The sequence below is a fragment of the Microcoleus sp. MON1_C5 genome (assembly GCF_036701875.1).
Classification (GTDB): Bacteria; Cyanobacteriota; Cyanobacteriia; order Cyanobacteriales; family Microcoleaceae; genus Microcoleus.
The window spans coordinates 72304-94229 of the sequence record NZ_JAUBRN010000004.1; the positions used below are offsets into that span (position 1 = coordinate 72304).

17 protein-coding genes and 1 tRNA gene are annotated in these 21926 nt (G+C 47.0%); 7 read left to right on the top strand and 11 right to left on the bottom strand.

What is annotated here, in order from left to right:
- Window positions 1–68: 68 nt before the first annotated feature.
- From cobA to QUA71_RS03290, 4 genes are all read right to left on the bottom strand, one after another.
- Window positions 69–878, bottom strand: coding sequence for a uroporphyrinogen-III C-methyltransferase (gene cobA / locus QUA71_RS03275; RefSeq protein ID WP_333282107.1), 810 nt, complete (start codon window positions 876–878; stop codon window positions 69–71).
- Window positions 875–1618 (bottom strand): sirohydrochlorin chelatase, encoded by a 744-nt coding sequence (locus QUA71_RS03280; RefSeq protein WP_333282110.1) that lies wholly within the window; start codon window positions 1616–1618, stop codon window positions 875–877. The genes cobA and QUA71_RS03280 overlap by 4 nt, the downstream gene beginning before the upstream one ends.
- A 240-nt stretch (window positions 1619–1858) precedes the next feature.
- Window positions 1859–2542, bottom strand: a complete 684-nt coding sequence (locus QUA71_RS03285) for a manganese catalase family protein (RefSeq protein WP_006635510.1) — start codon at window positions 2540–2542, stop codon at window positions 1859–1861.
- Between the two features lie 190 nt (window positions 2543–2732).
- Window positions 2733–4268 carry a serine/threonine-protein kinase gene (locus QUA71_RS03290; protein WP_333282113.1) on the bottom strand — a complete coding sequence of 512 codons (1536 nt, stop codon included), beginning with the start codon at window positions 4266–4268 and terminating at the stop codon, window positions 2733–2735.
- 622 nt (window positions 4269–4890) lie between these two features.
- Between QUA71_RS03290 and QUA71_RS03295 the strand changes: the two genes are divergently transcribed.
- The 3 genes from QUA71_RS03295 (at window position 4891) to QUA71_RS03305 (ending at window position 10325) form a co-directional block, all read left to right on the top strand.
- Window positions 4891–4963 (top strand) — tRNA-His (locus tag QUA71_RS03295).
- A 189-nt stretch (window positions 4964–5152) separates the two neighbouring features.
- Window positions 5153–9457, top strand: a complete 4305-nt coding sequence (locus tag QUA71_RS03300; RefSeq protein WP_333282116.1) for an AAA domain-containing protein — start codon at window positions 5153–5155, stop codon at window positions 9455–9457.
- The gene (locus QUA71_RS03305; protein WP_333282118.1) at window positions 9435–10325 is read left to right on the top strand and encodes a hypothetical protein; all 891 of its coding nucleotides are present in this window, start codon (window positions 9435–9437) and stop codon (window positions 10323–10325) included. Before QUA71_RS03300 ends, QUA71_RS03305 begins: the two co-directional genes overlap by 23 nt.
- 258 nt (window positions 10326–10583) lie before the next feature.
- Here the strand turns inward: QUA71_RS03305 and QUA71_RS03310 are convergent, their stop codons facing one another.
- The 4 genes from QUA71_RS03310 to QUA71_RS03325 form a co-directional block, all read right to left on the bottom strand.
- Window positions 10584–10715, bottom strand: a complete 132-nt coding sequence (locus QUA71_RS03310) for a hypothetical protein (protein ID WP_333282121.1) — start codon at window positions 10713–10715, stop codon at window positions 10584–10586.
- A 69-nt stretch (window positions 10716–10784) separates the two neighbouring features.
- Complete coding sequence (locus QUA71_RS03315) at window positions 10785–10910, bottom strand: S-layer homology domain-containing protein (protein WP_333282268.1); 126 nt, start codon at window positions 10908–10910, stop codon at window positions 10785–10787.
- Window positions 10911–11198: 288 nt separating this feature from the next.
- Window positions 11199–11960 (bottom strand): DUF3747 domain-containing protein, encoded by a 762-nt coding sequence (locus QUA71_RS03320; protein ID WP_333282122.1) that lies wholly within the window; start codon window positions 11958–11960, stop codon window positions 11199–11201.
- A 432-nt stretch (window positions 11961–12392) separates the two neighbouring features.
- On the bottom strand, window positions 12393–13385 hold the full coding sequence (locus QUA71_RS03325) for a ribose-phosphate pyrophosphokinase (RefSeq protein ID WP_006635514.1): 993 nt from the start codon (window positions 13383–13385) through the stop codon (window positions 12393–12395).
- Window positions 13386–13994: 609 nt separating this feature from the next.
- On the opposite strand from QUA71_RS03325, the gene QUA71_RS03330 reads away from it, so the two are divergent.
- From QUA71_RS03330 to QUA71_RS03345, 4 genes are all read left to right on the top strand, one after another.
- Window positions 13995–14453, top strand: a complete 459-nt coding sequence (locus tag QUA71_RS03330) for a GatB/YqeY domain-containing protein (RefSeq protein ID WP_333282125.1) — start codon at window positions 13995–13997, stop codon at window positions 14451–14453.
- 375 nt (window positions 14454–14828) lie between these two features.
- Entirely contained in the window at window positions 14829–16559 is a 1731-nt protein-coding gene (locus tag QUA71_RS03335) for a serine/threonine-protein kinase (protein WP_333282128.1), read from the top strand.
- A gap of 60 nt (window positions 16560–16619) precedes the next feature.
- Window positions 16620–17327, top strand: a complete 708-nt coding sequence (gene bioD / locus QUA71_RS03340; RefSeq protein WP_333282131.1) for a dethiobiotin synthase — start codon at window positions 16620–16622, stop codon at window positions 17325–17327.
- 253 nt (window positions 17328–17580) lie between these two features.
- Entirely contained in the window at window positions 17581–18795 is a 1215-nt protein-coding gene (locus QUA71_RS03345; protein ID WP_333217406.1) for a M20 family metallopeptidase, read from the top strand.
- 31 nt (window positions 18796–18826) lie between these two features.
- Here QUA71_RS03345 and QUA71_RS03350 read toward each other — a convergent pair whose 3' ends face one another.
- The 3 genes from QUA71_RS03350 to QUA71_RS03360 all read right to left on the bottom strand — a co-directional run bounded on the left by QUA71_RS03350 (window position 18827) and on the right by QUA71_RS03360 (window position 21673).
- Window positions 18827–19093 (bottom strand): hypothetical protein, encoded by a 267-nt coding sequence (locus QUA71_RS03350; protein WP_333282134.1) that lies wholly within the window; start codon window positions 19091–19093, stop codon window positions 18827–18829.
- A 139-nt stretch (window positions 19094–19232) separates the two neighbouring features.
- Window positions 19233–20213: an aldo/keto reductase gene (locus QUA71_RS03355; RefSeq protein ID WP_333282137.1), complete on the bottom strand. Its 981-nt coding sequence runs from the start codon at window positions 20211–20213 to the stop codon at window positions 19233–19235.
- A 68-nt stretch (window positions 20214–20281) separates the two neighbouring features.
- Window positions 20282–21673, bottom strand: a complete 1392-nt coding sequence (locus tag QUA71_RS03360; RefSeq protein ID WP_333282140.1) for a glycoside hydrolase family 10 protein — start codon at window positions 21671–21673, stop codon at window positions 20282–20284.
- Window positions 21674–21926 lie beyond the last annotated feature (253 nt).

Genomic DNA, 21926 nt, shown 5'->3' on the forward strand with positions numbered 1-21926 from the left:
ACGCATCAAAAGTAGTAAGTAGGGTAGGCAGGGCGTACCCTACGAGGATTTAGGGGCAATTTCTGCGCTTATCCTACAGTCTGAGAAACTGGCCGACAGCCAGACAATATTGAGTGCAAATTGACGACGTTTCCGATTACCGCGATCGCAGGTGCTGCAAATCCGGCTGCCTCAACTTGCTCTACAATGGTACCCAAAGTTCCGATCAATTCTTCTTGTTCCGGCCGCGTTCCCCAGCGCACTAACGCTATGGGCGTTTCTGCACTCAATTCGGCTGCGGTCAACTGGCCGATAATGTAAGGCAAATTGTGGATTCCCATGTATACTACAATGGTTTCCGAGCCACGGGCGATCGCCTGCCAATTTACCTCCGGTCGATATTTTCCCGCTGATTCGTGACCGGTGACAAAGGTGACAGAGGAACTGTACGATCGGTGTGTTAAAGGAATTCCCGCATAAGCAGGGGCCGCAATCCCAGAAGTTACGCCGGGGACGACTTCTACTGACACTCCAGCTTTTACCAACTCTTCCATTTCTTCGCCGCCGCGACCGAAGATAAACGGATCGCCGCCTTTGAGACGAACTACGATCGCATTATCTCCAGCTTTTTCTATCATTAACTGAGTTGTTTCATCTTGCATTAACGAGTGACGGCCTTTGCGTTTTCCGGCATCAATTCGTTCTGCTTGGGGGTTGATTGCTGCCAAAATTTGAGGACTGACTAAAGCGTCGTAAATCACCACATCCGCGCACTCTAACAAAGCTTTTCCCTTCAAGGTCATCAAACCCGGATCTCCGGGTCCCGCACCTACTAAATACACTTTTCCTAAAGACATTTTTCTTTCTTCCTTTACCTCTTCTGTGCCTCGGCGGTTCATTTTTGAATTAAATCCCTAATTAAGTCTGCTAATTCTACACTTGGGCCTAGAGGGTTTGCGAGATGAAGTTCCCCCGCAGGAAATTGCTGCTTTAGCTGTGCGACATTTTTGGCGATCGCATCTGTAATTCCTCCATTAAATAAGAAGTATGGCACAATCCCTATTTGCTGCTGTCCACCACGAACCAAACTCTCAATTTGCTCTTCCAAACTCGGCTTTACTGACCAATAAGCTGTCTGTGCGCCTAGTTTGCTGGCGATTTCCTCAACAATCGAGTTACCTCCGGGGCGACGGCTGCCGTGAGATAATAAAATCCATTTTGGCAATAGCAGATTGGGGAGAAAAGTCACCTCTTGCATCTGACTTTTTACCAATTGTGTTAAGCCTGCTTTTTGGGAACCTAAATGCGGGCGCAATTCAATTTTTAGCTTGTCACCAAAAGTTTTTTGGGCAAGTTCCACCTCTGCCGGTATGTCTTCGGCGACGTGAACTCCGGGCAATAAAAATACAGGCAGGATTTGCAATTCTGTCACTCCCAGCGACAGGGTACGTTCGCCAAAACTGCAAATTTGTTCGTGCAGCGGTGCGGGTCCGAGTTCTAAGGTGGCGGTTGCTACTGCGGGGAAGGAGTCAGCCAAATTGTGAGACAGCAGTTGACCTAGGTTTTCCAAAGCTTGTTGGGGTCTGGGGTCGCGGCTGCCGTGAGAAACTAATAAATAGGTGGATGAGCGCAATTTCAATATGGATTTGATGTTAATGTTCGATCGGGATTTCAAATAATTGTAACATCATGGGGCGCGTGACTTAAAAATTACTCAACACAAAAGTTCCATATTCTAGGGCGCGCGGCTTAAAAATTACTCAACACTGGGCTTAAAGTTTCTAAGCCGCACACCTTACAAAAGAAGGTGCGCGGCTTAAAAATTACTTAACACTGGGCTTAAATCTTCACTCGCCACCCAGGTTACACACATCTCAAATTAAGCTTTGGGAGCGGGATCGGCAATGTATTGGAAAGTAGGTTCCGAGTTCCAAGGCCCGCGTTCATCCTTGCCATTTGTGGACAAGTTAAAGTAGAGATCCACAGTGGAATCGGGGGGAATATTGCCGAACATCGGATCGGTGAGTTTGCCCACCGATTCCAAAGCTTTCATGAACATTTGAGTGTGAGAAATTTCGCGAGTCAGCAGAAACTGCAGCGTCTTTTTCGTTCCCATATCCGGTGCTAGTTTAATCAACTCTTCGTAGGTTTGGCGAGCTCCTCCTTCCGCAGCGATATTAGCGCGCAAATCGCGCACCACTTCCCCGCCTTCGTTGATATAAGCTGCCGTCCAAGCTTGACCTTGGCTGTCTAACAAGTGTGGGCCTACGCCGCGCACCGCAAACAAAGTGCTTTTGTAAGCTTCTGTTTGGTCAACGTTTTTGGTGTGCATTTCGATGAGTTGACCCACCATTTCTAAGTGGCTGAATTCTTCGAGCGCAATATCTTGAAGCATATCCTTAATCCCTGCATCTTCACAGTGGAATGACTGCACCCAGTATTGCAGAGCTGCTGTCAGTTCTCCGGTTGCTCCGCCAAACTGTTCTAGCAGCAATTGGGCAAAACGGGGGTTGGCTTCGTCTACAGTCACCGCAGCCATTAATTGTTTTTTGTGAAAAAACATGGATTGATACCTCTCTTTAATTCTGTTGTGTCTCAGGATCGCAGACTTTATCTGTGTTCGCCTTCAGAATCCATTGTGCGACAAGCGATCGCACCGAGCCTCGGTCAATGGATACATCTCTCGCGATAAATTTCTCTGCTTTCAGGTAGAGTTTAAAGTTAAAATTTTAGCTAGTTAGTCGGTATAAATACTACAATTTACACGCGGCATTATTGTCGCACTCGGTTAATTTTGCAGACAGGGCATCGAGATGCCGCAGCCACTGAATGCCACCAACCCAACTGCGAGATGGGAGGTGTCCGATTGGTGCTTGCTGATTAAATTTAATCTGCCCTAAAGTAGTAGTAGAATTGTAGGCTTGCCAGTTGACCCGATCGCAAAATCTGATATAGTCTCCCTTAACGCTTTCGTAAATCTGCTTTTGGACGCTGAATCCAAACCGACCTTGACTGTAGTGCAGCCAAAGGCGATCGACTGTTTGCAAATCTTCGCAGGGTATCTGGTAAATTTGGCTTATTTCTAGCTGAGTTTCCGGTGGCTGGGAAAGAGATTGACACATCAAGCCCCAAGTTTCGCGATCGGCTTCTTTCCACTTTTTGTTAGACAAAAAATCTCGCAGTTTGGTATAATCAACTCCCCGTGCAGAAATTAGAGTTGGCTCGATATTTGAAGTATTTGAAGTAACAGATAAGGAAAAATCTTCTGCACAATGGGCGACGGCATTAGTCGGTAAAATTGGAGAATCAGAAGTTTGTAGCGCGCTGATCTCGGTTAAGTTGTCGCTATTACCGAGAGCAGGAGCGATCGGCTTTTTGGGCGAAAGCAAATTTTGATGACGAATATCTAAAGCTGCTTGGATATCGTCCAAAACTTCCGCAGCACAACTGTACCGCTGATTGAGATGAGTTTGCAACAATTTATCTAAAATTTCACCTAACTCGTCGCTAATACTCGTGGCTTTGGGGAGAAACTCACGCCACCACCAGCGCTCGTTGTTGCAGTCGTACATATCCAAGGGAGGAACTTGCGTCATTAGGCGAATGCAAGTAACACCTAAACTGTAAAGGTCGCTAGCAGGAAATACTTGGCCGCGCATTTGTTCGGGAGCTACATAATCTTGACTGCCAATGAGCGTTGCTGGACGAAGCATGGCTGAATCAGTCAGCAGTTTGGCAATGCCGAAATCGATCAATACGAGTTTGTTGTCTGACTGTCGGCGGATAATATTTTCGGGTTTGATGTCGCGGTGAATGACGCGCTTGTCATGGATAAATTGCAGCACTGGCAATAAGTCTTGCAGCAGTTGCCAAATTTGCTCTTCATCGTATACACTCTTGTCTAATTCTTGTTTAAGAGTCGATCCCCCTATAAACTCTTGAACTAAATAAATATGACCTTCTTGTTCAAAGCAGGCTAATAATGTAGGGATTTGCGGGTGTTTTCCGAGTTCGTCTAAACGGACACCTTCTTGCCGAAATAATTCAACGGCTTTGTTAAAAATTTTGGGGTCGCGGTCGTAAAAATAAAATTGCTTGACTGCACAGCGGGGTAGAGATGGGATGTCTTCATCAATTGCTAGGAAAGTTTTACCAAATCCGCCTCTACCTAAAAGTTCAATCGGGCGATATCGCTGTCTCAGCACCAGGTTAAAGCCGCAGTTTAAGCAAAATTGTGCGGCGTTGGAGTTGTGAGGATTTTGACATTCAGGGTTCACACAGTAGCTCATATTGATTTTAGATTTTAGATTTTAGATTTTGGATTGCGGAGAAGAGTTTTTTTTACGAACCGCGAAGACGCGAAGCGACGCGAAGGAAGAGGGAAGAGAGAAGAGAGAGAAGAGGGATGGTTGATAACTCATGCAGTGTGGGATAAGCTGTCCCGCTTCTTGTGTTGTATTTTTCGGGCGGGCGGGAAACCCCACAAGCATTTCATCTGAGATGTTGCACCATTCTCAATAAGGCTTTTAGGGGCGGGCTAGAAGAGCCCACCCTACAAGAAATTCATTCTTTGTGGAACAGGCATCTTGCCTGTTCTTGAGAAGGGTGCAAGATGTGAGTTTTATCAAACTGGACTGTAAAATTTAGATGCGCCTGGGCTGATAAGGCTATTTTAATGCGCTGGGCCGAATCGGAACGCTGCCAAAGCTACCGAACCCAGGCCGCATGACTGCTGGGGGCGAGATAATTGCCGATCGCGCAGAGCGAAAATAGTGCTATAGTCTTACTGTGCTTGGAACTTGAGGCACAATCGATCTGTCCGGTTGAGGGACGCTCAGAAATATTTCAAAATATTTTTGCCCTACCCCTAGACTTGTGCTGAGATCTGATGCTATAGTTAAAACTGATACGGCGAGCGTAGCCAAGTGGTTAAGGCAGTGGTTTGTGGTACCACCATTCGTGGGTTCAAGTCCCATCGTTCGCCCTTTTGATTCTAAACTGTTTAATACGATCGCCTGTCGCCTGTACGGTAATTTGCGATGGTCGTAGGGTGTGCAATGCACACCTTAATTTTTTTTTGGATGTAGCGGTTCTGTCGGTACAAGTTCCGATGTGCTAATCTTAAATCCAAGATAAAATCTAAAATCTAAAATCTAAAATCTAAAATCAAAATATGCCATCTTTAGTAACAGAAGATTGGGGATATAAATTTAGTGGCGATCGCACAATTAATAAGTTTATTCGGGATATAGAAGGAGAAGCGGCTTTAGGGAAATATTGCGATTGGGAATGTAGAGAGCGTGCGGAAATTTTGATGTCGGAGATAGCTGGCAAATCCCACAATCTTTTCTACGTCCGTCGCCAAAAGGTAAATGAGAGATTTTCTGAAGAAGAAATCTGGGAATTGCTGCTTGCTACGGATGGAGATGATTTTGAATTACCTCAATTGTTGCAAAAAGCCGATCGCACTTTGCGGTTGTTAGCAACTGTACGGTGTGAAGACGGAATCGGCGGTTTAAAACTGCTGGATGCTGGTTTGGTGGCGGTTCCCAGAGGGAGGAAAGATGGGTATGCTTTGCCGGTTCAGTTGCGACTTTTGGCTAACAGTCGATCGCCAATTCCTGTAAAGTCGATCGCCCGCGTCCAACAAATGCCCTTTTGGGACCATAGACACATACCGACTACCGAACAGCTAAAAGTTTGGCACACTTTTTTAAATGTTGAAAAACGCATCGCGGAAGCGCGTCAATTTTGCGTGCCTTTCCGAGGGCACAATTACGGTTCCGGCTTCAAAATCGTCACTTTTGAAATTGAGCGTAATTCCGCAACTCTTGACGGTTACGAGGAAAATTTCTTAGAATTGGGCGACTTTCGCGAAAGGCTAAAAAAGGCGCGAAATGAAGAAATTATTCTGTTTGATTCGCCGCCCGGAAGCAGAAGCAGCCGCGATGGAGAGACATTGGGTAGCATCGCTGAAATTGACTTTGAACATAGTAAATTACGGATTAAGTTAGATGTAGATTTAGGCTCTCGCATGGCGGGCGGCCGATATCAACTGCCCAAACAAGGATTCTTATATTTTGAGGCGGCGGGCGATATCAGTCAGATCGAACGAAAGAAGAAAGCTTTAAAAATGCTGACAGATGGCCGCGCTCAAAATCCCTATTTGAGTGAGTTTTTATTCGACTCTTCCCAGGCGAGACTGCCCGAAAAACTGATTAAATTGGATCGGGAAAACTTATTAAATCGCAATGCTAATGACGACCAACTTGCCGCCGTAGAAACGGTGCTTTCGGCACGGGATTTAATTTTGATTCAAGGCCCGCCGGGAACTGGCAAAACGACTGTGATTGCGGAGATTTGCTATCAAATTGCCAGTCAGGGCGGCAAAACGCTCATTGCTTCGCAAGCAAATTTGGCTGTAGACAATGCTTTGAGTCGGTTAGTACACAATCCGGCGATTCGGGCTTTGCGGAAGGGAAAAGCTCATAAGGTGCAGGAAGAAGGGCAGCCGTTTTTAGAGGAAAATGCGATCGGCACTTGGCTGCAAAATACGGCGACTGACTGCGAAGAAAAGCTCTCGCAGCGCCTGACTAATGTCAAATCTTTGCGGCAGTTGGTGGCAGAATCAGAGCGATTTACCGCATACTGTGCCGCTGAGAGAGCTTTTTTCAATGAGCTCAAACATCTGCACGACAGTAAAGCAAATATAGAGGAAAAATGCAGTCAGCAAGCAGCAGCTTATGAAGAGGCTTTAACCAAAAAAAGCGAGATTGAATCCCTACTTAGGGGGCTAGAAAATTTGCTGGATGCCCCGAAAATCAACTGGGAATCTCCAGAAGTTGCCGAGTTTATGCCCCGACTAAAACCTTATTCAGAAGGCAATGTTTTAGTAGAAAACTTTATGGCCAATGTTCGTATTGCCACCAGCTATGCTACTCAAATCGGCTTCGATCGCCCTGCTTGCGGCGCGTTTGGGATTGCGGTTTGGCTGCAGGAAACTGTAGCAGCGCAAATATCGGAATTTAAGACAGCATTCGATCGCGCTGATGATGTTTGTCACGCTATGTCGGCAGTTGCGGAGGCGTTGCGGGTGTCGCGGCAGATGTCTGAGGCTGTGAATCAACTCGAATTGGGCGATCGGCAAAATCAGACACACCGCCACAATCTCGAACAGAAAATCAAGAATTTGGAACTGCGAAAAGCGGAAATTGCAGCCGTTGTCGTCGCCGTTGCACAGTGGATCGAGACGGCGGATACGGGGCTCTATGAAGTCGTGAAAACTTGCTGGGAAACGGGCGCAATGCTCACGGATGATATGGTAGAATTGCCCGCAGGATTGCTGAAAATTGCCCGATCGCTCAAATTGCCGATCGTGCCGCCCAAATGCAAAATCAATTTGCCCGATTTGGATCGGTTGCAAAAGGCGATATCCCACGAAGAAAGCGCAGGTTTTAAGGACATACAAGGGCAACAGTTCCGGTTTAGCGAGTTTTTGCACCTAAATTTGAGTCAAACGCCGATCGTGCTCTCTGCGGGCGATCGTACACAGTGGCAACAACTCGCCAAAGACTTCGCCAGCTACTCCCAAGTCAGCCAAAGTCAGCGCAAATTTATCATCGAAAAAGCTCGCACTTTCTTAGGTAGCATTCAACAATTTTACAGTGAATCCTTGCACCCAAATCATATCCAGGCTACCTTCGATCGCCTAGTCAAAGAATTGCTGCACAGTATCCTCGCAAATGCTCGTCAGTGCGTGGTTCCCCTGAAAACCGAAACCGAACAGCAGCTTATCAAACAGCAACAGTTATTAGATAAAATCGGTCAAACATTGAACCAGCAGCAAATATCCGCCGCTAAACTTCAGGTAGAAACAGCGCAGCAAGAGGCGAATTTAAAAATTAGCGAAGTTACTAATTTGTTGCAAGCAATTCTCCAACAGCCAAACGTACCTGAAAAATTGCGGATTTTAGCCGAACAATATCTCGCCCAAAAATCCAATATTTGGGAGCAACCACAGCAGTTTGTCAAGCAAGTTGAGGCTTGGAAAGCAAGCACAATTCAGCTTGAAAAATCCATTGCTGACCTCGACCCTTTTGGGGTTTTGGAGACAATCAAAAACACTCTTGACGAGCATTTATCCCCGCTGCAAATTGCGGCTGCAACTTCGCAGCAGCAACTCGCCGAACTTCAAACAGAATTGAGCGAAATTACCGCTCAACTACAACAGCAGCAACCGACTGCAGCATTACTTGTTGAGAGAAATTGGTGGGAGTCAGCATGGCAAACTATCCCGACTCAATATCAGCCAGAAGTTCCGAATACAGGATTATTCAGCATAGCTTTTTTAAACAAAATTAAGCGTTTATTCAAAACTTGGCAGCGGAAATTAGAACAAGAAGAAACAGCACTAAATCGTTCTCAAAACTTTGTAACAGATTGGATTCACAAACTCCGCAATCCATCAGAAAAAGACCGCAACGATTTAAAGCAAATTTATATTGACAATGCCAACGTGATCGGCATTACTTGCGTGCAGGCTGCTAGCTTCGATTTTACTAAAAACTTTCCCAGCTTTGATGCAGTCATCATTGACGAAGTTAGCAAATGCACTCCCCCAGAGTTATTAATTCCCGCTTTGAAAGGCAGAAAGTTAGTATTAGTGGGCGATCACAGGCAATTGCCGCCGATGTTTAATCAAAGTACGATCGACGATATTGCCGAAGACATCGGCTGTACCGGAGACGAACTTAGCTTTATCAAAGAATCGCTGTTCAAAGTTTTGTTTGAAAATGCCAGCGACAGCATCAAAAAAATGCTGACAACTCAGTATCGAATGCACCCGCAAATCATGGGTGCAATCAATCAGTTTTACCAGCAAAAACTCAACTGTGGCATTCAGGAAGCAGACACCAAGCGCGCCCACAACCTGGCAGGTAGAATCATTCAAGAAAACAATCACATTCTCTGGGTGAAAACGCCCATCGGACAAGGATTTGAAGAGGAAAAACAGGGTACTTCGCGGTTGAATGTCAAGGAGATTGATGCGATCGAGCGTTTGTGCGAACAAATGCAGACAGCTTGGCAGCCCAAAGTTGCCGAGGGTGAACCACCGAAAGAAATCGGAATTATCACTTTTTATGCTGCTCAATTAAATGCAATTAAAGACAGAATCGAAGGCGAAAGATTCCCTGCATTGAGCATCCGCACTGGTACGGTTGACATATTTCAAGGCATGGAAAGACCTGTAATTATTGTCAGCACCGTGTGCAATAATGTTAGGGGCGATATTGGATTTGCTAAGGAACCGGAACGGGTGAATGTGGCATTTTCCCGCGCTCAAGAATTGCTAATTGTTGTCGGTTGCCACGATTTATTTACCCAACAAACAGGTACAGTGGGAAAAATGTATCAGGAAGTTTCAAAAACGGTGCGTCACTGCGGAGGTTTTGTAGATGTTTCTAGCGTCCTCAACTAAACCAATAGACTCGAATTTAAGTTCGCTAGCCGAACAAATTGAGCAACAAAATCCGGGTTTGTCAGTGTTGGCGGCGCGTCAATTCCGCTTTGCAATCCGCCAAACTCCGCTGGAGGTGGCGGTTAGCGAACCGCGCGAGTTTAACGTGTTGGAAGAGTTCATTTTGCGGGCGGGTGTTGAGTTTGAACCTGCGCCAACTTTGAAGGAATTGGCGGATTTGCTGGGGTTAGACGAGATTTTTGTGAAGACTACGGCGACGACTCTGGTTAGTTTGGAAAGCTTGGAGGTGGCGGAAAATGGGCAAATTGCGATCGCCCCGCAGGGTAGAGATTTTTTCGACAAAGGTGCGGTTAGTCGATCGCAAATTCAATCAATTTATGCCATTTCCGATCCTTTAAATCAAACTCTTACCTTTAAATTCGATGCTTTAGCCGCAGAATCGGTCAACTTACCAGATTTAGCAGATTTAGTATCCCTCGAACATAAAATTAGCGACCTTGCGAATTTAAGTCTAGCAGAAATTCAGCCGTTAATTCAAGATTCCGGCTTAGGAATTCACGCCCCACAAAACGGCAAAATTGTCTCTGCTTGCGATGTCGTCGGCGACGATTTAGATATTTGGCAAACAGTCTCGATTTTTGTGTTGCTAGATGCGATCGAAAATAAAACTACTATTCAAGTCAGACAGGGAAAACAAATATTAGAAACAGCATCAAACTTGCTAAACGAACTTGAATCGCAACAAAAACTTTCCTTAAATGACTTGTTTAAAGTAACCCCAGAGATCGCACAGCAAGAATCCGAGACCATCCCCGTCCCGAAAACTCCTAAAAAGCCCTCTAAGAAGCAACGGAAGGAAACGATATGATGAGGAATAAAGTCCTGATTACGGACTGGTTTGTAGTAAGGACTAAAGTCCTGATTAACTGATATCTTGCACCATTCTCAATTACTTGTTTAGGAACGGGCAAGATGCCCGTTCCACAATACAATCAAGTTTTGTGGAACGGGCATCTTGCCCGTTCTTGACAAGAGTACAACATATAACTATTAACCAAAAAATGAGGTAATTGTGCAATATACTCAGATTCCCAACTTCTGGAAGAAGTCGGGGCTCTAATTCGCCCTACTGAGCCTTAACGCATTTCAGCATCCGCCAAGTAGCCACCGCCGCGTAATTCCGCTTTGCAGAATCATCGAAAGCCAACCGATCGCCAATTTCGTTAAGAGCAGAAGCAACAGAACAATAAGAAGACATTTGAGCAAAAATAGCAGCAGCCCAATACTTCTGAGTGTCTGAAAAAGTTTTAGACGGTTCTTTAGCAACTCAATCGCGGTTCATTCCCCGGGCAGAGAAACCAAATTCCGCCGCTCGACGGATCACCGCCATCAATTCAGCGCGAGTGACGGACTGCGTAGGTTTAAAAGTTCCATCTTGATAACCGCTAACTATCTTGTTTTCCCGCGCAAATAGAACTTTTCAGGCACTCCAGCGGACAATATCAACATCGCTATAGGGACGGATAGAAACATTGCTAGGAAATGTGATATAGCATCTTGTGTTCCTTTCCAGGATTCCAATACTAAAGATACCAAGTGCTCTCTGGTAAAAGCAAGTTGCGGTCGAAAGGTATTATGTTGAGAAAACCGGGCTACAAACCCAAAGCCCACAGCTTCTTTAATTTCGGAAGCGTAGATATCATCGGTAGCTATCTCCGAATTGTAGAAAAGCCAGTATTGCCTACGGTATTGGTATTTCCTGCGGTATTGGCTGCGGTATTGGTATTTCCTGCGGTAATGGCTGCGGTGATGGCTGCGGTGATGGCTGCGGTAATGGCTGCGGTAATGGCTGCGATGATGGCTGCGGTAATGGTGGCGGTATTGGTATTGGTATTGGCTGCGGTATTGGCTGCGGTATTGCTTCGGTATTGCCTCCGGTATTGCCAATTTCTCCCGGTGCGGATTGATTGGTAGTGAAATAAAAGTGGCCTAATGTGCGGCCTTGGTAAGCTCTTTTACTCAAGCGCCAAGCAGGATCGAGACTGATTTTCATGAAGTCGTTAACATCGCCGTTTGTGCGACCGATAACCACCGATTTACCTTGGTAATCTACGGGAGTTCCAATTAGTAGAACATTGCCATCAACAGTTTCCAAAGTTAGGGTATATTTTAATGCTAAATCGGTGCCTGCCATGCGAATTGAAAAGCCGTTGCTGTCAGTTGCGCGGCCACAAATACCGGTGAAATCAAAACTAACTAATAATGGATCGACTTTCACGGGATTAGAGCCACTTTCGCTCCAGCATTTTCGCGCGTCAGAGACTTGTTCTAGAATTAGCAATTGGTAGCCGCCGGAAGGGCGGGGTTGGGCGATGACAATTACTCGGTCTTGGTTAATTTCGGTTTCGTCAAAAGTAAATGCTTTAGCCGAACCGATCGCGCCAAGTGTTAAAATTGCTGAACCTGCCAGTGCGACCACTGTTCGTACAAGTGAATGTTTCATGATTTTTCCCTATTGGCTCCTGATTGTGACGAGACTTATCTAGAATATAAAAAATTCGCCCTCTTCCAACAACAAGATAGAATTTTACCATCTCTTGTTCCGGTGGTACCAAGTGCGATCGAGCGCCGATCGTCACCTTGGTTCGTAGTGAGAACTAAAGTCCGAGCGAATTTTTATGACCACTTTAGTCCTCACTACAAAGTTATAACGGTTATTTTACCGAGGAACTTGATAAGCTGTCGGGCATCTAAATTGTATTGTCCGGGCGGGCGGGACGCCCACTCCACAAGAATTTGATGGGACTTGACAGTAAAATTTAGATGCGCCTGGCCTTATTACTTGCGGGAAACGATCGCACTATTCACAAAAAAACGGTGCGTTACACTTGGTTAACGCACCCTAAAACAAACATTCAAAAAGCGCCTTTCCTGTCTAGCGGAACATACTGCTAACAGAACTATCTTCGTGAATCCGCCAAATAGTTTCTCCGAGCAAATTGGCTACCGAAAGCACCGTCAACTGCTTAAAACGGTTCTCTTCCGGCACAGGAATTGTATTCGTAACAATTACCTCTTCCAAAACCCCGCTAGACAAACGCTCGATCGCCGGAGGCGAAAACACCGCATGAGTAGCACAAGCATAAACCTGCCTCGCACCCTCGCGGCGCAACAATCTCGCACCTTCAGAAATCGTGCCGGCAGTATCGATCATGTCGTCCACCAACACAGCAGTTTTGCCCCTGACATCACCGATAAGATTCATCACTTCTGCCACGTTGTGAGCTTGGCGGCGCTTGTCAATAATTGCCAGGGGAGCATCGCCCAGCTTTTTGGCAAAAGCTCTCGCCCTAGCGACTCCGCCAACATCCGGCGAAACCACAACAATATCCGTCAATTGCTTGCTCGCCAGATAATCCAAAAGCACCGGCGAACCGTAAACGTGATCGAAAGGAATGTCAAAATAACCTTGAATCTGAGCCGAGTGCAAATCCATCGCCAAAATGCGACCGGCCCCAGCTTCCGTAATCAAATTAGCCACTAATTTTGCAGTAATCGACTCTCTTCCGGCCGTTTTGCGGTCAGCCCTAGCATATCCGTAATAGGGGATGACGGCAGTAATTTGTCTGGCCGAAGCGCGGCGACAAGCATCGATCATAATTAACAATTCCATGAGGCGATCGTTTACCGGACAGCAAGTTGGCTGAATCAAGTAAACATCGCAACCCCGAATCGATTCTTGAATTTGAACGTAGAGTTCCCCATCAGCAAACCGCTTGCGAACCATCGGCCCCAAATCGATCCCCAGATAGCGAGCCACCTCTTGGGCGAGAGGAACATTAGCAGAACCGGAGAACAGCCGCAGACGGTCATGAGCGGAAACCGGCGGCTCGGGAAGCGGAAGCGGTAAAGTAGCAGAACGGATCACAGCAGGCCTCTTGCAGGACGTTTATTCCATCGCTATCTTACCATCTGAAACTAGAAATATTCAGCCAATTTTTTAAGAGATTGAACATTCGGGGCGGCCACAAGTGTGAAGTTAGGCGAATTGAATAGGACTTGCAGAAATATGTCCAACAAATCCGGTTTCTACCCCACATTCGGCTCCCTTAACGGTCACAATCGGTTTTTACTTATTTTTATCCAGCAATAAAACTATGAATTATACTTGAGTACCGTACATTAACGGATTAAAAACTTTTTAAAGGCATAATTTATTACTGTAAAGATAGAGTTTTCTGCGTAATTATGCTGTGTGACACCCCCAGGGCGTGGAATGTGGGTTCTAGCGAACTCTGTACTGGCAGAAGTACGATCGCACTTGTGTCCCTGCGTCTAAAAGTTCTGGCGTGAGTCAATTTGGGGCGGAGGCTGGAAGTCTAGCCGCCCAAAATTCAGTCGAAGGCCGAAGGCATCCGGGTTCAATGCGATAAAAATGCCACCAACAGGCAATAAACTTGAAAAATACTGTAAAAAAAGTTAAGAATCGGAAGCATACTCCAGATTTTTGATATCGGGCAAAGCAAGGTAGAAATCGATGAGCTTAAGAGAACGCATTGACGAAGAAATCAAAGCAGCCATGAAGTCCAAGGACAAAGTTCGCTTGGAAACAGTTCGCGGCATCAAGAAATTTATTCTCGAAAAAGAAGTCAGCCTTCGTCCCTCCGGCCAAGAGACGCTGACAGAAGCTCAAGAAATGGAAATTTTGATGCAAATAGCCAAACAGCGCCGGGATTCGATCGAACAATACCGCAAAGGTGGCCGCGAAGATTTAGTGGCACAAGAGGAGGCGGAGTTGGCAATTGTTGAAGAGTATTTGCCGCCGCAGATGTCAGACGAAGAGGTGAGTCAAGTCGTTGACGAAGTGATTGCTTCGGTTGGCGCTACTTCTGCAAAAGATATGGGCAAGGTAATGGGCAAGGCAATGCAGCAGCTTAAGGGCAAAGCAGACGGTAACAGAATTCAAGACATGGTGAAAGCAAAGCTTAGTCAGTAGTCAGTAGTCAGCAGACATCTCCCATAAATAATCTCCAGCTTTATAGAGATGTATGGCCTAGACCGAGGGGCGACAACTTATTAGGGCTAAAGCCAAAAAACCCGGTTTCTACGAAAAATCGTGCATTTCTCCCTTGAGATATTGACGCAGAAACCGGGTTTTCGATCGGATTTGCGGGTTGCAACCTGTGTATTTTCGTGGAAAAACCCGGTTTCTGACCATCCTGGCGTCCAAGAATGTCAAAAAAATGTAAAATACTAACTTTGGTCGGGACTGGGGACTACAGATAGTGAAGTATGCTCAAGAGCATTAAAGACATAGCATTACTAAGTCTGTGAGCGATCGTCTATTTTTTAACAGTTTCAACTTAAACTTATGCAGCCACCTATTGCTATTGGAACTCTCCTACAAAACCGCTACCGCTTGGTGAATATTTTAGGTCAAGGGGGATTTGGCCGGACTTATTTAGTAGAAGATTTGGGACGGTTTCAAGAACGCTGCGCCCTGAAGGAATTGATCCCAGTGCAAAGCGGGCCTTACGTTTTGGAAAAATCGAAGGAATTGTTTCAAAGAGAGGCGGCAATACTTTACCAAATAGCGCACCCGCAAATTCCCCAGTTTCGGGCAATATTTGAAGAGAACCAGCGTTTGTTTTTAGTGCAGGATTACGTGGAAGGGATGACTTACCGCGAACTGCTGCTCGATCGAACTTCAAATGGTCGCAGCTTCACGGAAGCCGAAGTCTTGGTATTTATCCGGCAAATGCTGCCGGTACTGGCTCACATCCACGCCCGCGGCATCATCCACCGCGACATCTCCCCAGAAAATATCATCCTCCGTGAAAACGACCAAATGCCGGTGCTGATTGACTTTGGAGTGGTGAAGGAACTCGCCACCAAAGTCCAGTCTCCCGAAGGAACAGCCCACGCGACAACTGTCGGTAAAATCGGCTACGCGCCGATGGAACAGTTGCACAGCGGGCGAGTAACTGCCAGCAGCGACCTCTACGCTTTAGCCGTAACGGCGATCGTCCTGCTGACAGGCAAAGAACCGCAGGAATTGCTCGATCAAAAAACGCTGCAGTGGAATTGGCAGCAGCAAGTGCAGGTGAGCACAGGTTTGGCTTTGGTGCTGAATCGGATGTTGAATCGGTCTCCGGGCGATCGATATCAATCTGTCAGCGAAGTCGCCCAAGCACTCGACGCCCAAACTAATCCTAAGCCTAGCCAGCCAACTGTACCGCCCGCGCCGCCAGCAGTGGTGCCGACAAACCCTTCGCTAATAGCAACGGTGGCCGTGGGCAGGCCGCCCGAGCCAGCCGCCCCGACTTCCCCCCCGCCAAACCAGCCAGCCGCCCGGAGTTCCCGCCCGCAAAACCAGCCAGACCCGTTAAGTGAGCCAGCAGGCGACACTTTTTGGGACAATCCCATCGCTGCGATCGGACTGCTGGCGGGCTTAGTAATCTTGACTGGCTTCGGTTCCTGGGCTTTAGTCGGCTCATTTCTCAACAATTCGCGCCCCAAACCCACTCCGACACCGCCAGCACTCACAAATCCGACGCCGACACTAACTCCGATACCAAACCCGCTACCTTTGCCAACCCCAACCCCGCAACCTTTGCCAACCCCAACCCCGCAACCTTTGCCGGAACCCAGCCCAGAACCTTTGCCGGAACCCAGCCCAGAACCTTTGCCAGAACCCAGCCCAGAACCTTTGCCAGAACCGAGCCCAGAACCTTTGCCAGAACCCAGTCCAGAACCTTTGCCGGAACCCAGCCCAGAACCCAGCCCAGCGCCAACTCCGACACCAAAACCGACGCCCGCGCCGGCTCCAGCGCCCAAACCGACGCCCAAACCGACGCCCGCACCAACTCCCGCACCCAAACCGACGCCCGCGCCGTCGCCAACACCCGCGCCAACACCAGCACCAACACCCGCACCAACACCGGAACCGGCCCCAACACCCGCACCATCGCCGGAACCGGCCCCAACACCCGCACCGTCACCGGAACCGGCCCCAACTCCTGCACCGTCGCCGGAACCGGAACCGGAACCCGCGCCGGAACCGGAACCAGCACCAACTCCCGCACCATCGCCAGAACTCTAAACTTCTGGCAAAATTCCCCTAGACTGATGTTGAGGCCAATTACTTGTTAGCTATTTGCCAATGAACTCGCTGCTAATTGCTGGAACTGATACCGACGCGGGCAAAACTGTTTTGACCAGCGCTCTGGCTGCTTATTGGCAAATGTATTTTCCCGATCGCAGTTTGGGAATTATGAAGCTGTTGCAAACGGGAACGGGCGATCGCGAACTCTACACCCGTTTGTTTTCCCTCGACCAATCCCCCGAAGAACTCAATCCAGTGCACTTTGATGCCCCTCTAGCACCGCCGATTGCCGCCGAACGGGAGGGGAGACGTATCGAACTCGAAAAGGTCTGGACGGCTTGGCAAAGCCTCTCGCAGCGCAAGGATTTTGTGTTGGTGGAATCTTTGGGAGGGCTGGGATCGCCTGTAACGCGGGAACTGACGGTGGCCGATATTGCCAGGGATTGGCGGCTGAGAGGGGTTTTGGTAGTACCTGTGAGGTTGGGGGCGATCGGGCAAGCTGTGGCGAATGTTGCTCTCGCCAGACACACTGGTTTTAAGCTGAGAGGAATTGTACTCAATTGCGTTAAAGCTTATTCGGAACAAGAAATTGCCGATCTAGCGCCCGTTGATTTGATCCAGTCGCTGACTCAAATACCTGTGTTGGGTATTTTGCCGCATTTAGATGACCCGACTGACCTTGCTAAATTAGCTAAAATTGCTTCAGATTTAGATTTAGAGCGGTTACTGCCAGGGGTTAATTTAGTTGCTCAGACTTCTAAATAACCCTATTCTAAACACCTCTCTTTCTCATTATTATCTTCCTCTGCGTACTCTGCGCCCTCTGCGGTTCATAAAAAATCTCCTGCCCAACTGGGATAGGATTGAAGAAGATTTTATTTTAACCACAAAGACCGCAGAGACCGCAGAGAAAGAGCAGAGAGAGTTTCACAAATTATTCGGGGTTGCTATAATTAGTGATTACCATTTATTAAGTGATTAAATCTAAAACCTAATCCAAAAAAAAGGAGAATAAAACATGGTTTCTACTTTACCGAATTTAACTTCTGTCGATTTATCTCAATTGCGGCTGGAGATTAGAAATTTGCAGCCTCAGCTAGTCGAATGGCGTCGCCTTTTGCACCAAAAGCCGGAGTTGAGTTTTGATGAAAATTTAACGGCGCAGTTTGTCTCGCAAAAGTTGCAGGAATGGGGCATAGATCATGAAACTAATATTGCTAAAACTGGTATTGTCGCAACTATAGACAGCGGCAAACCGGGGCGGGTTTTGGCAATTCGCGCGGATATGGATGCTTTGCCTATTCAAGAAGAAAATGAGGTGGATTATCGATCCCAGCATGATGGAATTATGCACGCTTGCGGCCACGACGGCCACACTGCGATCGCCCTCGGTACTGTTTGTTATCTGGCAAAGCACAAACACAGCTTTTCGGGTAAAGTAAAATTTATCTTTCAGCCCGCCGAAGAAGGGCCAGGAGGGGCAAAACCGATGATTGAAGCGGGAGTTTTGAAGAATCCTGATGTTGATGCGATCGTCGGCTTGCATTTGTGGAACAATCTACCTTTGGGCACTGTAGGCGTCCGCAGCGGCGCGTTGATGGCGGCTGTCGAAGTTTTTGACTGCACGATTTTTGGCAAAGGTGGACACGGCGCAATGCCACATCAGACTGTGGACTCGATCGTAGTTACAGCCCAAATTGTCAGCGCTTTGCAGGCAATCGTCGCGCGGAACATTGACCCGATCGACTCAGCGGTAGTAACTGTCGGCAACTTCCACGCAGGCCACACCCACAACGTCATTGCCGACACCGCTCAAATCGGTGGCACGGTGCGCTATTTCAACCCAGCATATCAAGGTTATTTTGCCAAGCGAATCGAGCAATTAATTGCCGGAATTTGTCAGAGTCACGGGGCAAATTACCAATTAGATTATTGTTCGCTTTATCCGCCAGTTATTAATGATTCGAGAATAGCTGAATTGGTGCGCGGCGTGGCAGAATCAGTTGTCGAAACTCCTGCAGGAATCGTTCCCGAATGCCAAACAATGGGCGGCGAGGATATGTCGTTCTTTTTGCAAGAAGTTCCCGGTTGTTATTTCTTCTTGGGGTCGGCAAATCCAGAGAAAAACTTAGCTTACCCGCACCATCACCCGCGTTTTGATTTTGATGAAACGGCGTTGGGGATGGGTGTAGAAATGTTTGTGCGGTGTGTCGAAAATTTTTGTGCGGTGTAAATAATCAGGCTTTCAGGGGCAGGCAGGATGCCTACCCCACAAGAAAATTTAGTTTTTCTAGAACAAGCAAGTTCATGTCTTGTGGAACAGGCAAGATGCCTGTTCCTGAGAATGGTACGGGCGGGCTAGAAGCCCACCCCACAAGAAAATTTAGTTTTTGTGGAACAAGCAAATTCATATCTTGTGGAACAGGCATCTTGCCTGTTCCTGAGAATGGTACGGGCGGGCTAGAAGCCCACCCCACAAGAAAATTTAGTTTTTGTGGAACAAGCAAATTCATGTCTTGTGGAACAGGCATCTTGCCTGTTCCTGAGAATGGTACGGGCAGGCTAGAAGCCTACCCCACAAGAAAATTTAGTTTTTGTGGAACAAGCAAATTCATGTCTTGTGGAACAGGCATCTTGCCTGTTCATGAGAATGGTACAACATCTGAGATATTACCGAGTTTGAAAGATATTCTGCACCATTTTCTTATCTACACTCGCCGCTGCCTTATCCAATTCGGCAATCTCGCCCGAGTCTAACTCCCAGCCCAAAGCACCAATATTATCCCTCGCCTGTTCCACAGATTTAGCCCCTGGAATCGGAATAGTTTCTTTGCAGATGCACCAGTTGATTGCTACCTGCGAAACAGTCTTGTTTCTGAATGCCGCTATTTCTCGCAAACACTCCAAAAGCGATCGCATTCCCGGAAGTAGCTGCTTGCACGCCAAACCTCGAATACCTTTAGGAAGAGAGCCATTTTCCGAGTATTTCCCCGTCAGCAAACCCAAGGCTAGAGGACTGTAAGCAATCAATTTTATCCCCAATTCATCGCAAACATCTTTCAATCCGAGTTCTGTCACCGGATAGGTGGAAAGTAGCGAATATTGCACTTGTAAAGTAACAATAGGAATTTGGCGATCGCTAAATTTCCGATGCACCCATTTCAGCCGTTTCGGCCCGTAATTAGACAAGCCCACTCCTTTGACCAATCCTTGCTCGTAAAGGTCAGCCAAACCGTCTAAAAGAGCCCCCTCTTGCCAAGGAGCGTAATTGGCTGTAGACCAGTGCATTTGTACCAAATCTACATTTTTTCCGAGGCGCCCAGCAGAGGCTTTGCAAGCCGATATCATGGATTGTCGCGTCAGCCTCCAAGGATAAGCAGCCAGTTTTGTCGCAATACAAATACTGTCTTTATTTGCACCTTGATATTGTTGAGAAAACTGCCCCAAAAGCTGCTCGCTGCGTCCGTTTAATTTCCCTGTTCCGTAAGAGTCGCCGGTATCGAATAAAGTAACGCCGTTACTAACACAAAGATTGAAAACGGCTTGCAATTCCTCGTCCATACTTTCATTGTAGCCCCAGAGCAATCTGTTGCCCCAAGCCCAAGTCCCGCAGCCCATTTGTGGTACTAAAATTTTGTAGTTAGTTGGCATTTTTATTGAATGATTAATGATTGATATCACGGTAAGGGGCGCATGGCGCACCCTACTTTTTAATTCTTTTACGTGGTTGGCGAGGGCGAAGGTGCGGTGTTTTTAATAGGTTGCTCTGGCTTAGCTTTCGGGTCTGGTTTGGGTGGCGCAGACGGAGGGAAAGTCGCCGCGCGTCTGGGTATTTGTAGCGCTGTTCGGAATGCAGAAGACGGGAAGAAAGCACTAAATTGAGAAAGTCGATGGGCGAGGGGTTCTGGTGCATATTCCCACAAGCTTTCGTAGTAGAAGAAAGCGACGCCTAAGCCGTATCCTTGGACTGCTTGCACCTGAGATTTAATTTGCTGAATCGGTACTGGGTTATTTCTCAAACCTGTCATAATCCCAACTCCGGTGGGAATTTTTTGCTGTGCTTCTTGCATTTCTGGACGGTTAATCTTGTCCACAAATGATTCTAGATTGGGACGGTAGACTTGCACGATTAGCTCGTCGGCAATATCCAAACGCACCCAAGCCAGCCAATCTTGCAGGTGATGTTTGTAAGCAAAATCGTAATAATTGGGAGAAATCGAGAAAATTGCATTGGGTTTGACTGCTTTGACGGCTTGATTTAGCTGCGACATAAAAGCGGTAATTTTATTTGCTCGCCACTGCACCCATGCTGGATTTTGAAAATCTTTGGGGGGAGCTTTTTTTGTTTCTTTGGTATACAAAGCAACTGTGTATTCATCATATCCAAATTCGGACGGCAAACTCATATGATCGTCAAATTGAATGCCGTCGGCGTTATATTGAGTGGTGATTTCTAGTACAAGTTCGGTAATGAATTGCTGCACTTCTGGATGAAAGGGATTGAGCCAAACTACTTCGCCGCCGGCGTCGTTTGATGTTTGGCTGCCGTCCTGTTTTTGGGTCAGCCAATCGGGATGAAGTGTGGCTAATTCTGATGTGGGAGGAGCCATGAAACCAAACTCAAACCAAGGAATCACTAACAGGCCTTGGCGGTGAGCTTTATCGATTAAATCGGCGATCATATCTTGTCCGTCTAACCCTCTGTAAACAAAGGGTTGAATGTCTCTTTGCTGCGCTACATAGCTGGGATACATTGCATAGCCAGAATTCCAGACTACAGGATAAATAGTGTTGAAATTTAACCGCTTTAATTGGCTGACAGCATCTCCTAGTTTGCGACGATCTCTGAGGATGTCTTTGTCGTTTGTCGTCATCCAAACGCCGCGAATTTCCTGGCGGGGTTGCTGGGCGATCGCCGGAATCAAGTTGTTCGCCAGCAATACTATAATGAATGAGAGGGCAAACAGAAGCGGGAAAAGAGTTTTAATCGATCGCTGCCAACTGCGCGGAATGATGCGTAATGTCATAGTTTTGAATGGTGAGTTAGCTATTGAAACACACCCCGGCATAATTTGGTGATAAAATTTGCTCGCTCTACAGTCTACAGCCATTTGCGCTGAATGTGGAATCAATTAAGTGCAATGGGTGGATTGATGTGCTCCGATCGCAACTGAGCTAAGTATAATCTCTGAGACAGAGGCTAAGTGACAGCATTCTGTCTAACTGCTAAGAAATCATTCCTTACGCAGTGCAAGCTCTCCTTACCGGAGAGTGCGGCCCAAGGAGTGCGAGTGCTGTACAATATTGGTGCTGGAACATTTCGATCGAACATCTGTAATTGTGAAAGATTTAGTCTTAATTGGT